Here is a 14143-nt window from a genome sequence, read left to right as displayed (position 1 = left end):
ACACCATGATAGAACTCGGCGTCAACATCGATCACGTGGCCACCCTGCGGCAGCAGCGCCACACCCAGTACCCCGACCCGGTCGCCGCCGCCGTACGCGCGGAAGAGGCCGGCGCCGACCTCATCACGCTGCACCTGCGCGAAGACCGCCGCCACATCCAGGATGCCGACGTGCACGCCATCCGGCCGCTCCTGCGCACCCGCATGAATCTCGAGTGCGCGATCACGCCCGAGATGCTGGCCATCGCCTGCGAGGTCAAGCCCGACGACGTCTGCCTGGTGCCCGAAAAGCGCACCGAGCTCACCACCGAAGGCGGGCTCGATGTCATCGGCGCCGAGGCCGCGGTCGCCGCGGCCGTGGCGCAGCTGCAGGCCGCGGGCATTCGCGTGTCGCTCTTCATCGATCCCGAAGCGAGCCAGATCGAGGCGGCCGCCCGCGTGGGCGCGCCCGTGATCGAGCTGCACACCGGCGCCTACGCCGAGGCCGAGGGCGCACAGGCCGAGGCCGAGCTCGAACGCATTCGTGCCGCCGTGGCGGTGGGCGTGCGCCTCGGGCTGCGCGTCAATGCGGGCCACGGCCTGCATTACGGCAACGTCAAGCCCGTGGCCGCGCTGCCCGGACTGTCCGAGCTCAATATCGGCCACGCCATCGTGGCGCAGGCCGTGTTCGACGGCTGGGACAAGGCCGTGCGCGACATGAAGGCGCTGATGGTCGAGGCCGCGCGCGGACGCTGAGCCGCGCCGTGTTGCGCGGTTACGCGGGCTCGCCACCGGTCACGCCGGCGCCTTACCCGCTCGCGTATGATGGGTGATCCGATGGACCTCCACCGTGCCTCGGGCCGCGGCGCATGCGCGCCGTGATGCGCCCGTCACGATCGCCCGCCGCGTACTGCCCGACCTTGCCATGACCGATTCCGTTTCCGAGCCGACCCTCCCGTCCGCCGCCGATGCCGCGCCGGTCTCCGCGCCTCTGCCCATGGGCGCGATCGCCGGCATCGGTCTGGACCTGATCCGCATCGACCGCATCGAGCGCGCGCTCGCGCGCCATGGCGATCGTTTCGCCGAAAAAATCCTGGGCGAGCAGGAATTGCAGAAATTCCATGCCCGACGCGCCCGCGACCCGATGCGGGGCGTGCGTTTCCTGGCCACGCGTTTCGCGGTCAAGGAGGCCTTCTCCAAGGCCGTGGGATTGGGCATGCGCATGCCCATGACCTGGACGCGCGTGCAGACGCTCAATGCCCCGGGCGGGCGGCCGGTGCTGGTCATCGCCCCCGAACTCAAGACCTGGTATGACGCCCGCTTCGGCGCCGCGCACGTGTCGCTGACCGACGAGATCGACATGGCGGCCGCCTATGTCATCGTCGAGAGCCGGCCGCGCTGAAGCACGCGATCATTCCTCTACCTCCACAAGGACGCCGCGCCATGGCTGGCAAGAAATCCAAGAAAGATTCCAAGGGCAAGGCCCACAAGCACCTCCCGCCCGGTCCCGTGATGGTCGACGTGGCCGGCACGCGCCTCACCGACGAAGAAAAAGCCCGCCTGCGCAATCCGCTCGTGGGCGGCGTGATTCTGTTCGCGCGCAATTTCGAGAATCGTGCGCAGCTCACCGAGCTCACCCGCCGCATCCATGACGCGCGCGGCGAGCCGCTGCTGATCGCGGTCGACCACGAAGGCGGCCGCGTGCAGCGCTTTCGCGAAGACGGTTTCACGGCGCTGCCGCCGATGGCCGCGCTGGGCCTTCTGTGGGATCGCGATCCGCTCGAGGCCATGCGCGCCGCCACCGAAGCCGGCTACGTGCTGGCCGCCGAGCTGCGCGCGTGCGGCGTCGACATGAGCTTCACGCCCGTGCTCGACCTCGACTACGGCGTCAGCAAGGTGATCGGCGACCGCGCCTTCCACCGCGACGCGCGCGTGGTGGCGATGCTGGCGCGTGCGCTGGCGCAGGGCCTGGCGCTGGCCGGCATGACGGCGTGCGGCAAGCATTTCCCGGGTCATGGTTTCGTCAGCGCCGACTCGCATCACGAAATTCCGGTCGATCCGCGTCCGCTCGAACGCATCCTCAAGGAAGACGGCGCGCCCTACGCCTGGTTGGGCGACGGCGTCATTCCCTCCGTGATGCCGGCGCACGTGATCTATCCCAAGGTCGACGCGCAACCCGCGGGGTTCTCGCGCCGCTGGGTCACCGAGATCCTGCGCGAGCGCCTGGGCTACGATGGCGTGGTGTTTTCCGACGACCTCACCATGGAAGGCGCCTCGGTCGCGGGCGACATCCTGGCGCGTGCCGAGGCCGCGCTGTCCGCCGGCTGCGACATGGTGCTGGTGTGCAACCGCCCCGATCTGGCCGATGAGCTGCTTGCACGTCTGAAGGTCGTGCACGACCCCGTCTCGATCGAACGCATCCGCCGCCTGATGCCCGCGTTTGCCGCGCCCACCTGGGATGCGCTGCAGGCCCAGACCCGTTACCAGCATGCCCGACGCATTCAATCTCAAATCGTTTCTCGCTGATCTGCCGCATCTGCCGGGCGTGTACCGGCATCTCGATGCCGACGGCCAGGTGATGTATGTGGGCAAGGCGCGCGACCTGAAGAAGCGCGTCTCGTCCTATTTCCAGAAGAACCTCGCCAGCCCGCGCATCGCGCAGATGGTGGCCAGGGTCGCGACCGTCGAGGTCACGGTCACGCGCTCCGAGGCCGAGGCGCTGATCCTCGAAAACAACCTCATCAAGAGCCTGCGCCCGCGATACAACATCCTGTTTCGCGACGACAAGTCCTATCCGTATCTGTGGATCACCGGCCATGCCTGGCCGCGCATCGCCTACTACCGTGGCGCGACCAACAAGCGCGGGCAGTTTTTCGGGCCCTATCCCAACGCATGGGCGGTGCGCGAAACGATCCAGATCCTGCAGAAGGTATTCCGGCTGCGCACCTGCGAAGACACGGTGTTTTCCAACCGGTCGCGGCCCTGTCTGCTGCATCAGATCGGGCGCTGCTCGGCGCCCTGTGTCAAAGCGATCGAGCCCGACGAGTACGAACGCGACGTGCATCGCGCCGTGCGCTTTCTGAATGGCGAAGCGCAGGAGGTCATGGGCGAGATCGAGGCGCGCATGCTTCAGGCATCCGAATCCCTGCGCTTCGAAGAAGCCGCCGCCTTGCGTGACCAGATGGGATCGCTGTCGCGCGTGCTGCATCAGCAGACCATGGAAAACGCCGGTGGCGACGATACCGACGTGATCGCGGTGGCGAGCGCGGGCGGCAAGGTCTGCGTCAATCTCGCCATGGTGCGCGGCGGACGCCACCTGGGCGACAAGCCGTTCTTCCCGGCGCACGCCGAAGGCGAGGAGGCGGCCAACGTGCTGGAAGCCTTCGTCGCGCAGCACTACACCGACAGTCCGCTGCCGCCCATCCTGGTCTGTACGCACGCCTTGCCCGATCCCGAGCTGCTGGCCCTGCTGGCCGAGCAGACCGGCACGCGGGCGCGCGTGCTGACCCGCCCGCAGGGCGTGCGCCGTTCCTGGCTGGAACAAGCCGAGAAAAACGCCGAAATGGCGTTGGCGCGGGCGCTCACCGAGTCGGGCGCCAAGGCCGCCCGTACCCGTACGCTGGCCGAAACGCTGGACCTGGACACCGACGAAGCCGCGCTGGACGCGCTGCGCATCGAGTGTTTCGACATCAGCCACACCGCGGGCGAGGCGACGCAGGCGTCGTGCGTCGTGTTCCTGCACCACGACATGCAACCCTCGCTTTATCGCCGCTACAACATCGTGGGCATCACGCCCGGCGACGATTACGCCGCCATGCGCCAGGTGCTGACCCGGCGTTTCGGCAAGGTGGCCGACGGCGAGGCCGAGATGCCGGGCCTGGTGCTGATCGACGGGGGCAAGGGCCAGGTCGAAGTGGCGCGCCAGGTCTTCGTGGAGCTGGGGCTGGATATCGCGGCGCTGGTCGGCGTGGCCAAAGGCGAGAACCGCAAAGTCGGCCTCGAAACGCTGGTGTTCGCCGACGGCCGCGTGCCGGTCGCGCTCGGCAAGGAGTCGGCCGCGCTGATGCTGATCGCCCAGGTGCGCGACGAGGCGCACCGGTTCGCCATCACCGGGATGCGGGCCAAGCGCGCCAAGGCGCGCACCGTGTCGCGCCTCGAAGAGATCGAAGGGGTGGGCGCACGCCGGCGGCAACGCCTGCTGGCCCGCTTCGGCGGTCTGTCGGGGGTGATCGCCGCCAGTGTCGAAGACCTGGCGTCGGTCGATGGCATCTCCGACGAATTGGCCGGGCGGATCTACGACGCCCTGCACTGATGACCGCCCGCTGAGGCCGACCTGAGGTAGCATACGAGCACTATGCCGATAAACGTACCCATTTTCCTGACCTGGTTGCGGATCGCCATGATTCCGCTGGTGGTCGGGTTGTTTTATGTGCCCGAGAGCTGGATGTCCACGCCCGTGCGCGACACCCTGGCCGCGCTGGCTTTCATCGTGGCGGCGCTCACCGACTGGTTCGACGGCTGGCTCGCCCGCCGCTGGAACCAGACCTCCGCCTTCGGCGCCTTCCTTGATCCCGTGGCCGACAAGCTCATGGTGTGCGCCGCGCTCATCGTGCTGCTCGACCTCAGCCGCGTCGATGCCTTCATCTCGCTCATCATCATCGGGCGCGAGATCACCATTTCGGCCCTGCGCGAGTGGATGGCCAAGATCGGCGCCAGCGGCAGTGTGGCCGTGCACTGGCTCGGCAAATTCAAGACCGCCGCGCAGATGATCGCGATCCCGTGCCTGCTGTACGATCAGCCGCTCGGCGGTGTCGATCTGCGCGTGGTCGGTACGTGGCTGATCCTGGTCGCCGCCGTGCTCACCGTGTGGTCGATGCTGTATTACCTGCAACGCGCCTGGCCGGCGATCCGCGAAAAAGCGGGCTGAGGCCGAGGCCGTATCATTGAGGGGGCTGCGCGGGGCAGCCCCTTTGCTTTACCTCTATCCCATCGAGAGCGCGGCGAGCCTGGCCGACCGCGCTCCAGCACCGCCGGCGAGGGCTGGCGGGCCGGCCGTGCTGGCCGGTTTCGGAGACAACCCCGGCGCCGCCGCGCCGCGCACCATGCAGCCCCACCCGCGGGCAAGGCCGTTTCATGAATACCGCAGTCGATACCGCTCCCCTGGACTCCCCGGACCTGCGCCGGCGCGATTGGCAGACCATCATGCTGATCGGCGTGGCGCACGCCAGTTCGCACTTTTTCCAGCTGCTGCTGCCCTCGCTGTACGTGTCGCTGGGGCAGGAGTTCGGTCTCGATTTCGCCCGGCTCGGTTTGCTGGTGTCGGTGTTCTACGTGGTGTCGGGCGTGGGCCAGGCTTCGTCGGGCTTCGTGGTCGACCGCATCGGGGCGCGTCCCGTCCTGTGGTTCGGGCTGGCCGCCTTCGTGCTGTCCGCTTCCCTGATCGGCGCGGCCAACGGCTACGCCATGCTGATGCTGGCGGCGGTAATCGGCGGGATCGGCAATTCGATCTTCCATCCGGCGGATTACTCGCTCATCAACCACCGCGTTTCGCCGGCCCGCCTGGGACATGCCTTTTCGCTGCATGGCCTGACCGGCAACCTCGGGTGGGCGCTGACACCGGTGTTCATCACCAGCATCACGCTGCTCGCCAACTGGCGCGTGGCCGCGTTCTCGGCGGCCGCGCTGGTGGCGGTGGTGCTGCTTCTGACCATCCTGGGCCGGCGTCTGCTGGCCGACGAGGACGATGCCGATGAGGTGTCGGGCGCCGCTGCGTCGGGCGTCGCTGCGTCGGGCGCCGCTGCGTCGGGCGCCGCTGCGTCGGGCGGCACCAGCGCGACCGCGGGCATCGCGACGCCGGGCATTGCCACGCCGGGCGTCGCCACGCCGGGCGTCGCTAGGGAAGCCACTGCGGCCGGGGCTGCCGCTGCCGCGCCTGCCCGGCCCGCCGCGCCGTCCGCGTCCGCCTGGCAGACCCTGCAGGATCTGCTGGCCCGCCCCGCGCTGTGGGGCGCGTTCCTCTTTTTCGCCTGCACCTCGGTGGCGCTGTCGTCGGTGCAGAACTACACGATCCCGCTGCTGCAGCAGCTCTATGACCTGTCCAAGGTCGTGGCGAGCGGCGCGCTGTCCGGCTATATGGTGGCGTCCGCCGTCGGCATGGCCGCGGGCGGTTTCCTGGTCTCGGCAACGCCGCGGACCGAGCGCACCGTGACCGCGGCGCTGTTGATGGCCGGTCTCACGTTGGTGGTGCTCGCGATGGGCTGGGTGCCGGCCAGTCTCGCGGCGGGCGTCGTGGCCGTGGCCGGTTTTTGCGCCGGCGTGGCCGCGCCTTCGCGCGACATGCTGATCCGCCGCGTGACGCCCAAGGGCGCCACCGGCTCCGTCTATGGCCTGGTCTATTCGGGCATGGACGTCGGCTCGGCCTTCGGGCCGCTGGCCTTCGGTCTGCTGCTGGACGCCGGCCTCTCGCATGGGCCGTGGGTGGGGGCGGGCATCGCCTTCGCCCTGGGCGCGGTGCTCGCCCAGTGGATCGCGATCCAGGCGCGCCGCGCCGCCTGATGCGGCAATGCGAAGGGCGGCCCTGGCCGCCCTTCGTCTATCGGCTCACGCAAAGCCAGGCGCCCACGCCTCGGCGTGCCGCGCGCCGGCCCGCCTCGGCCTGTCTTATTGACGCACCATCCGCACATCGGCGGGCAGCGCCGCGCCCGGCGCGTTGCTGCGCCAGGGATTGATATCCAGGCCGCCGCGGCGCGTGTAGCGCGCATACACGGTCAGCCATTCGGGCTGGCAGGCGCGCATCACGTCCGTAAAGATGCGTTCGACGCAGTGCTCGTGAAACTCCGCGTGCTGGCGGAACGACACGATGTACTTCAGCAGCGCCGCGCGATCCAGCGGACGGCCCCGATAGTGGATCTGCACGCTGGCCCAGTCGGGCTGGCCGGTCACGGGGCAATTCGATTTCAGCAGGCGCGACGCCAGCGTCTCTTCGACGATCTCGTCGCCCGTCACTTTCAGCAGTTGCGGCGCCGGCTCATAGGTGTCGATCTCCACGTCGAGCTTGTCGAGGTAGTCGCCCCGCAGCTCGCCCATCGCCAGATCACCGAAACGCTGCGGCAGGATGAAATCCAGCCCGACCGGCGCGCCGGCCGCCAGGCTCAGATCGCGCTCGAGGTGATCGCGCAGCATCTGCGCATTGGCCAGGCGCGTCTGGTTGAACGAATTCAGATAGAGCTTGAACGACTTCGATTCGATGATGTTGGGGCTGTCGGCCGGCACGGTGAACGTGGCCATCGCCACGCGCGGCTTGCCCTTCGCATCGAGCCAGGAGAGCTCGTACGCATTCCAGAGATCCGCGCCGCGGAACGGCAGCGTGCCGGCTTGCGCGCCCGGGAGTTCGTCCAGGGCGAGCGCCTCGCGATTGGCGGCGCGCGGAATGGGAAACAGCAGCGACGGATCGTAGGCGGAGGGGTAGGCGACAGAGTGGCCCAGCGGGGCGTTGGACAGCGACATTCGTGATGAGGGTCTAGAGAAGCCAGACGGCATTGTAGGCGCTGCCGGAAGCGCGCATTTTTCATACCGTGAAACGCTCATCGCGGCATGCGAAAACGCATGTTGCGCGGCAACGTAGGCTCATTTCACGGTACCGAAAATCCTTTCGCTATGCGAAATGGTTCTTTTAATTTGTTGATTTTAAAGGAATATATTTTTCATCTTATATAAGAGTCAGACGCGCATTGCTTTGCAGCAGAGGCATAGACTGTTTTCCAAGGGCAGCACCCGCGCACCGCGATCCGGCGATCGGTCCGGCACCCCGACCCCGATGGGGATGCCTTCACAGTTTCCCGTTCCCGCAGTCTTCTTTTTCACCTTCTGGAGCACATCATGAGCAAGCGCGAAACCGAAATCCGCAATCTGCAAAAAGACTGGGCCGAGCAGGCTCGCTGGCAAGGCATCAAGCGTGGCTATAGCGCCGAGGACGTGATTCGTCTGCGCGGTTCGGTGGCCGTCGAGCATTCGCTGGCCCGCCGTGGCGCCGAGCGACTCTGGCAATCCCTGCATTCCGAGCCCTTCGTCAATTCGCTGGGTGCGCTGACGGGCAATCAGGCCATGCAGCAGGTCAAGGCCGGGCTGAAGGCCATCTATCTGTCGGGCTGGCAGGTCGCCGGCGACGCCAACCTGGCCGGCGAGATGTACCCCGATCAATCGCTGTACCCCGCCAACTCCGTGCCGCAGGTGGTGCGCCGGATCAACAATGCCCTGGCCCGTTGCGACCAGATCCAGTGGATGGAAGGCAAGAACCCGGGCGACGAGGGCTATATCGACTTCTTCGCGCCGATCGTGGCCGACGCCGAGGCGGGCTTCGGCGGCGTGCTGAATGCCTTCGAGCTGATGAAGGGCATGATCGAGGCGGGCGCCGCCGGCGTGCACTTCGAAGACCAGCTCGCCTCGGTGAAAAAGTGCGGTCACATGGGCGGCAAGGTGCTGGTGCCCACCCGCGAGGCCGTGGCCAAGCTCGTGTCGGCCCGTCTGGCCGCCGACGTGTGCGGCACGCCCACGCTGCTGCTGGCGCGCACCGATGCCGATGCGGCCGATCTGGTGACCAGCGACGTCGACGAAAACGACCGCCCGTTCATCACCGGTGAGCGCACGGTCGAGGGCTTCTTCCGCACCCGCGCCGGCATCGATCAGGCCATCTCGCGCGGTCTCGCCTATGCCCCCTACGCCGATCTGATCTGGTGCGAGACCTCGACGCCCAATCTCGAATACGCGCGCAAGTTCGCCGAGGCCGTGCATCGCCAGTTCCCGGGCAAGCTGCTGGCCTACAACTGCTCGCCGTCGTTCAACTGGAAGAAGAACCTCGACGACGACACGATCGCCAAGTTCCAGCGCGAGCTCGGCGCCATGGGCTACAAGTTCCAGTTCATCACCCTGGCCGGCTTCCATTCGCTGAACTACGGCATGTTCGAGCTGGCGCACGGCTACGCCCGCCGCCAGATGAGCGCGTTCGTGGAACTGCAGCAGAAGGAGTTCGCCGCCGCCGATCTCGGCTTCACCGCCGTGAAGCACCAGCGCGAAGTGGGCACCGGCTACTTCGACGCGGTCACGCAGACCATCGAAGGCGGCCGCTCCTCGACCACGGCCCTGACCGGCTCGACCGAGGAAGCGCAGTTCGAACATGGCCACGCCGAGCCGGCGGTGCGCGCCGCCTGAGTCCCTGAAGCTCGAGTAAAGCGGGTTGGGGGGCCGGGCCGGCCGCCCCGTCCGCATCCGGACGTTCCTGTTGTAGAGTGGGTTCGGGGTGCCTTGTCGGAGGGGCACCCCGCTTTTTTTGCCCCGTGCCGGTTGCGCCCTTGATCCAGATCAAGGGGCACCTGGCGGCGGCGGCCTACGATCGGCAGCATGAGCCATCCTTCGTCCGATTGTGATCCCGCCGGCCTCGCCGCGCGTCGTCCGCTCGCCCCGTCGATCTTCGCCATGCCGTCCGTCCTCGGAACGGCGGAGCGTCAATTGCGGCGCCACGCGCTCGCGCGCCTGGGGGTGTCCTGGCTGGTCATGATGCAGGTGATGATGCTGGCCTGGCCCGGCTACCTCAGCGGGCAATCGATGCCCGAAGACGCGGCCTTCACGCTGGACCGCGCGATCGTGTTGATGAACTGGGCCAGCCTGGTGCTGACGGTCCCCGTCGTCATGTATTGCGCCTGGCCGCTGTGGCGCGGCGCGTGGCGCAGCCTGCGTCAGGCGCGCGCCGGCATGGACGTGCCCGTCGCGCTCGGCATCGTGGGCGCCTTCCTGCCCAGCGTCTGGGCCACCTGGCAGCAACACGGCGAAGTCTATTTCGACTCGGTCACGATGTTCGTGGCGTTCCTGCTGGCGGCGCGCTATCTCGAGCTCTGTGCACGGCAACGGGTGGGCGGCATCGCCGTGCCCGGCGCGCTGGCGCCGCTGGCCGCCGAGCTGGGCGCGCAGGCCGATCGGGTGGCGGCACGCTTTGTCACGGCGCAGGTGCTGCTGGCGCTGGCCGCCGGCGCGGCCTGGCTCTGGATCGAACCCGCGCGCTCGGTGTCGGTGATGGTGGCGCTGTTGGTCATGAGCTGTCCGTGCGCCATGGCCATGGCGGTGCCCGCCACGGTGGCGGCCGCCCAGTCGGCTTTGTTGCAGCCGCAACCGGATGGCGTCGCGCCGTCCGATGCGGCGCTGCACGCGCGGCACGTGATGGCGCGCATGCGTCGCATCGCCCGGCAGAGCCTGTATGGCTCGCTCGCCTGGCACCTGCTGATGGTGCCGCCCGCCCTGACCGGCTGGATGACGCCCTGGCTGGCCGCGCTCGCCATGCTGCTGTCCACGGTCGCCGTGGCGCTGAACGCCTGGCGCCTGGCCCGTGCCCGGCCCGCCGCCGACGCCGCCGTGACGCTGGAGGCGGCATGACCATCATGTATCTGCTGCTGCCGCTGTCGCTCGCGTTCGTGCTCGCGATCGGCGTGGCGCTGTGGTGGGCCGTATTCAACGGCCAGTTCGACGACACCGAGCAGGAGGCCGTGTCCATCCTGCGCGACAGCGACGGCTGAGTTCCCCGCTGCCTTGCAAGCGCTTGACGCAAATCAAGCCCCGAAACAGGACCCGCGCGCATCATTCAAAACGAAACAAATCGTTTGTGGTGTTGCGGTTTCTTTAGGGGAAGTCTGATGAGCGATGGCACCGTCCCGGCGCCGCCGGAGCAGTTCAACTACACCGTGGTGAGGCAGTTCGCCCTCGTGACGGTGGTCTGGGGCATCGTCGGCATGGCCGTCGGCGTGCTGATCGCGGCCCAGCTGATTTGGCCACAACTGAATTTCGACACCGCCTGGCTGAGCTATGGCCGGCTGCGCCCGCTGCACACCAACGCGGTGATCTTCGCGTTCGGCGGCAGCGCGCTCTTCGCCACGTCGTACTACGTCGTGCAGCGCACCTGTCAGGTGCGCCTGTTCTGTGCGCCGCTGGCCGCCTTCACGTTCTGGGGCTGGCAGCTGGTGATCGTCGCCGCGGCCATCACGCTGCCGCTCGGCATCACCTCGAGCAAGGAATACGCCGAGCTCGAATGGCCGATCGACATCCTGATCACGGCCGTGTGGGTGGCCTACGCGGTGGTGTTCTTCGGCACCATCGTGAAGCGCCGGGTCAAGCACATCTACGTGGCGAACTGGTTTTTCGGTTCGTACATCCTGACCATCGCCATTCTCCACATCTTCAACAACATCGAAATGCCGGTGTCGCTGTGGAAGTCGTACTCGGCGTACTCGGGCGTGCAGGATGCCATGGTGCAATGGTGGTACGGCCATAACGCGGTGGGCTTTTTCCTGACCACCAGCTTCCTGGGCATGATGTATTACTTCGTGCCCAAGCAGGCCGGCCGCCCGATCTACTCGTACCGGCTCTCGATCGTGCACTTCTGGGCGCTCGCGTTCACGTACATGTGGGCCGGCCCGCACCATCTGCTCTACACCTCGCTGCCCGACTGGACCCAGTCGCTCGGCATGACCTTCTCGCTGGTGCTGCTGGCGCCGTCGTGGGGCGGCATGATCAACGGCATCATGACGCTGCAGGGCGCCTGGCACAAACTGCGCACGGACCCGATCCTCAAGTTCCTCGTCACGGCGCTGTCGTTCTACGGCATGTCGACCTTCGAGGGCTCGATGATGTCGATCCGTACGGTCAACTCCCTCTCGCACTACACCGACTGGACCATCGGCCACGTCCATTCCGGCGCGCTGGGCTGGGTGGCGATGATCACCTTCGGCGCGCTGTATTACCTGATTCCGCGTCTGTATGGCCGTGAGCGCATGTACAGCATCCGCGCCATCGAGCTGCATTTCTGGGTGGCCACCATCGGCGTGGTGCTGTACATCGCGGCGATGTGGATCGCCGGCGTGCAGCAGGGCCTGATGTGGCGCGATATGGGCGCCGACGGTCTGCCGGTGTACAGCTTCGTCGAAGAGCTCAAGACCCGGGTGCCGTACTACCTGATCCGTCTGCTGGGCGGCACGCTGTACCTGAGTGGCGTGTGCGTGATGGCCTGGAACGTCTGGCACACCGTGCGCGGCGCGCAAGCCGTGAATCCGGCGGTGCCGCTGCCGGGCGCCACGCCCGCCGCCCCGCGCGTCACCGCACCGGCCGTTGCCTGAGGAGAGACGACATGAGCCAGAACAACGCCAAGCCGCGCTTCTTCTCGCACCAGACGCTCGAAAAGAACATCGGGCTGATGATCATCGCCAGCATTCTCGTGGTCTCGTTCGCGGGGCTGGTGCAGATCGTACCGCTGTTCTTTCAGCACTCCACCACCCAGGCCGCGCCGGGGGTCAAGCCGTACGACGCGCTCACGCTGATCGGCCGCGACATCTATATCCGTGAGGGTTGCGTGGGCTGTCACTCGCAGCAGGTGCGCATGCTGCAGTCCGAGGTGCAGCGCTACGGCGCTTACTCGCTCGCTTCGGAGTCGGTGTTCGATCATCCGTTCCTGTGGGGCTCCAAGCGCACGGGGCCCGACCTGGCCCGCGTGGGCGAGCGCTACACCGACGAATGGCATCGCATTCACCTGCGCGATCCGCGCGCCGTGGTGCCCGAGTCGAACATGCCGGCCTACCCGTGGCTGCAGCACGGCAGCGTCGCCGATGCCGATGTACAGGACCGCATGCGTGCGCTGCGCAGGCTCGGCGTGCCTTACGACGACGCCGCGATCGCCGCGGCGCCCGAGGCCCTCGCCGGCAAGACCGAAGAAGACGCGCTGATCGCGTACCTGCAGGTGCTCGGCGTGGCCGCGCGGCGTCAGGCCCAGGCCGGGGCGCCTGCCGCGCCGGCGGCGGGCTCGCCCGTCACGCCGGCCACGAGCGCGGCGCCCGCCCCCAAGGAGTGATGCGATGTTGATGCTCTCCAGCGTGATTACCGCCATTTCGATGGCGACGTTCTGCGGCATCGTGTGGTGGGCCTGGTCCCGCCACCGCCAACCTGATAACGCGGCGTCGGCCCTGCTGCCGTTCGCCCTGCCGGACGAAGGCGCCGAGAACGCGCCCGTCCACTCCGAAACGACGGGGAAACCATGAGCGATTTCGTCAACGGATTCTGGGGCTACTTCATCGGCATCATCGCCGTGGGTGGCATCGTGTGGTGCGTGTGGCTGCTGTACACGCAGCGCCGCTGGCTGGGCGATCAGCCCACGGCGGGGCCGGTCGAAGACACCGGCCACGTCTGGGACGGCGACCTCACCGAGCTCAACAACCCGGTGCCGCGCTGGTGGACCTGGATGTACCTGCTGTTCTGTGTATTCGCGCTCGTGTATCTCGTGCTGTTCCCGGGCCTGGGCGCGTACAAGGGCATGCTGGGCTACACGACCGCCGGTGAGGTGGCCGACAAGCAGGCCGAGCAGCGCGAGGCCGTCAAGCCGCTGTACGCGCGCTTCGAGGGCATGAGCGTGCCGCAGCTGGCCGGTGACACGGCGGCCCGCGAGGCCGGGCAGCGGCTGTTCCTCAGCACCTGCGCGCAATGCCATGGCTCGGACGCCCGTGGCGCCCCCGGCTTTCCCAACCTGGCGGACAACGACTGGCTGCATGGCGGCCTGCCCGAGAACATCGAGACCAGCATCACGGAAGGCCGCCACGGCATCATGCCGCCCTGGGGCAGCGTGGTCGACGCCCGCATGGCGACCGACATCGCCCACTACGTGCGATCGATGTCCGGCCTGGCCTCGGACCCGGTGCGGGTGTTCCGCGGCAAGCGCGAGTTCGGCAACTTCTGCGTGGCCTGTCACGGTGTCGACGGCAAGGGCAATACCGCGCTCGGCGCGCCCAATCTCACGGACGATGTCTGGCTCTACGGAAGTTCAGAAGCCAGCATCGTGCGCACGATCCGCGAAGGCCGCGACAACCGTATGCCTGCGCACAAGGAGATCCTCACGCCCGAGCAGATCCGTCTGCTGACCGCGTGGGTCTGGGGCTTGTCGAATCGGTCCACGGCCGCTGCAGCGGCCCCCGCCGCGCCGGCCAGCGCCGCGCCGGCCGGCGTCGCGGCGACCCCGACCGCGACCGCGGCCACTGCGACGGCCCCCGCCGCCGCGCCGGCCGTCGCCACGCAATGACCTCGCACGCCGTCCTGGCCGGCCACGAGCGCAAGGCATGTGCCGTGGCGCACGCGCCGCGCGC

Annotated in this window: 14 protein-coding genes; 13 read left to right on the top strand and 1 reads right to left on the bottom strand. The window is 67.8% G+C overall.

Annotated features, from left to right (window positions below):
- Positions 1-5 precede the first annotated feature (5 nt).
- The 6 genes from CEK29_RS13285 to CEK29_RS13260 all read left to right on the top strand — a co-directional run bounded on the left by CEK29_RS13285 (position 6) and on the right by CEK29_RS13260 (position 6533).
- Positions 6-734, top strand: a complete 729-nt coding sequence (locus tag CEK29_RS13285; protein ID WP_094800704.1) for a pyridoxine 5'-phosphate synthase — start codon at positions 6-8, stop codon at positions 732-734.
- A 241-nt stretch (positions 735-975) separates the two neighbouring features.
- A complete protein-coding gene (gene acpS / locus CEK29_RS13280; RefSeq protein WP_094800812.1) occupies positions 976-1380 on the top strand; it encodes a holo-ACP synthase in 405 nt (134 codons plus the stop codon).
- A 41-nt stretch (positions 1381-1421) separates the two neighbouring features.
- Positions 1422-2504 (top strand): beta-N-acetylhexosaminidase, encoded by a 1083-nt coding sequence (gene nagZ / locus CEK29_RS13275; RefSeq protein ID WP_094858404.1) that lies wholly within the window; start codon positions 1422-1424, stop codon positions 2502-2504.
- A complete protein-coding gene (gene uvrC / locus CEK29_RS13270) occupies positions 2467-4290 on the top strand; it encodes an excinuclease ABC subunit UvrC (protein WP_094858403.1) in 1824 nt (607 codons plus the stop codon). The genes nagZ and uvrC overlap by 38 nt, the downstream gene beginning before the upstream one ends.
- A 42-nt stretch (positions 4291-4332) precedes the next feature.
- Positions 4333-4905 carry a CDP-diacylglycerol--glycerol-3-phosphate 3-phosphatidyltransferase gene (gene pgsA / locus CEK29_RS13265; RefSeq protein WP_094800700.1) on the top strand — a complete coding sequence of 191 codons (573 nt, stop codon included), beginning with the start codon at positions 4333-4335 and terminating at the stop codon, positions 4903-4905.
- A 206-nt stretch (positions 4906-5111) separates the two neighbouring features.
- Entirely contained in the window at positions 5112-6533 is a 1422-nt protein-coding gene (locus CEK29_RS13260) for an MFS transporter (RefSeq protein ID WP_094858402.1), read from the top strand.
- Positions 6534-6638: 105 nt separating this feature from the next.
- Here the strand turns inward: CEK29_RS13260 and queF are convergent, their stop codons facing one another.
- A complete protein-coding gene (gene queF, locus CEK29_RS13255) occupies positions 6639-7484 on the bottom strand; it encodes an NADPH-dependent 7-cyano-7-deazaguanine reductase QueF (RefSeq protein WP_094800696.1) in 846 nt (281 codons plus the stop codon).
- Positions 7485-7856: 372 nt separating this feature from the next.
- Here queF and aceA point away from each other — a divergent pair, with 372 nt between their 5' ends.
- From aceA to ccoP, 7 genes are all read left to right on the top strand, one after another.
- Positions 7857-9185 (top strand): isocitrate lyase, encoded by a 1329-nt coding sequence (gene aceA, locus CEK29_RS13250; protein ID WP_094800694.1) that lies wholly within the window; start codon positions 7857-7859, stop codon positions 9183-9185.
- 264 nt (positions 9186-9449) lie between these two features.
- Positions 9450-10400: a P-type ATPase gene (locus CEK29_RS13245; RefSeq protein WP_094800810.1), complete on the top strand. Its 951-nt coding sequence runs from the start codon at positions 9450-9452 to the stop codon at positions 10398-10400.
- Positions 10397-10540: a cbb3-type cytochrome oxidase assembly protein CcoS gene (gene ccoS / locus CEK29_RS13240; protein WP_094800692.1), complete on the top strand. Its 144-nt coding sequence runs from the start codon at positions 10397-10399 to the stop codon at positions 10538-10540. Before CEK29_RS13245 ends, ccoS begins: the two co-directional genes overlap by 4 nt.
- Positions 10541-10657: 117 nt before the next feature.
- Complete coding sequence (gene ccoN / locus CEK29_RS13235; protein WP_094858401.1) at positions 10658-12133, top strand: cytochrome-c oxidase, cbb3-type subunit I; 1476 nt, start codon at positions 10658-10660, stop codon at positions 12131-12133.
- 11 nt (positions 12134-12144) lie between these two features.
- Positions 12145-12861, top strand: a complete 717-nt coding sequence (ccoO, locus tag CEK29_RS13230; RefSeq protein ID WP_094800688.1) for a cytochrome-c oxidase, cbb3-type subunit II — start codon at positions 12145-12147, stop codon at positions 12859-12861.
- 4 nt (positions 12862-12865) lie between these two features.
- On the top strand, positions 12866-13048 hold the full coding sequence (locus CEK29_RS13225) for a cbb3-type cytochrome oxidase subunit 3 (protein ID WP_094800686.1): 183 nt from the start codon (positions 12866-12868) through the stop codon (positions 13046-13048).
- Positions 13045-14079 carry a cytochrome-c oxidase, cbb3-type subunit III gene (gene ccoP, locus CEK29_RS13220; RefSeq protein ID WP_094858400.1) on the top strand — a complete coding sequence of 345 codons (1035 nt, stop codon included), beginning with the start codon at positions 13045-13047 and terminating at the stop codon, positions 14077-14079. The genes CEK29_RS13225 and ccoP overlap by 4 nt, the downstream gene beginning before the upstream one ends.
- Positions 14080-14143 lie beyond the last annotated feature (64 nt).

The organism is Bordetella genomosp. 5 (assembly GCF_002261475.1).
Taxonomy (GTDB): Bacteria; Pseudomonadota; Gammaproteobacteria; order Burkholderiales; family Burkholderiaceae_B; genus Bordetella.
The sequence above is the reverse complement of the archived record's forward strand: the minus strand, read 5'-3'. Positions and strand labels throughout refer to the sequence as shown.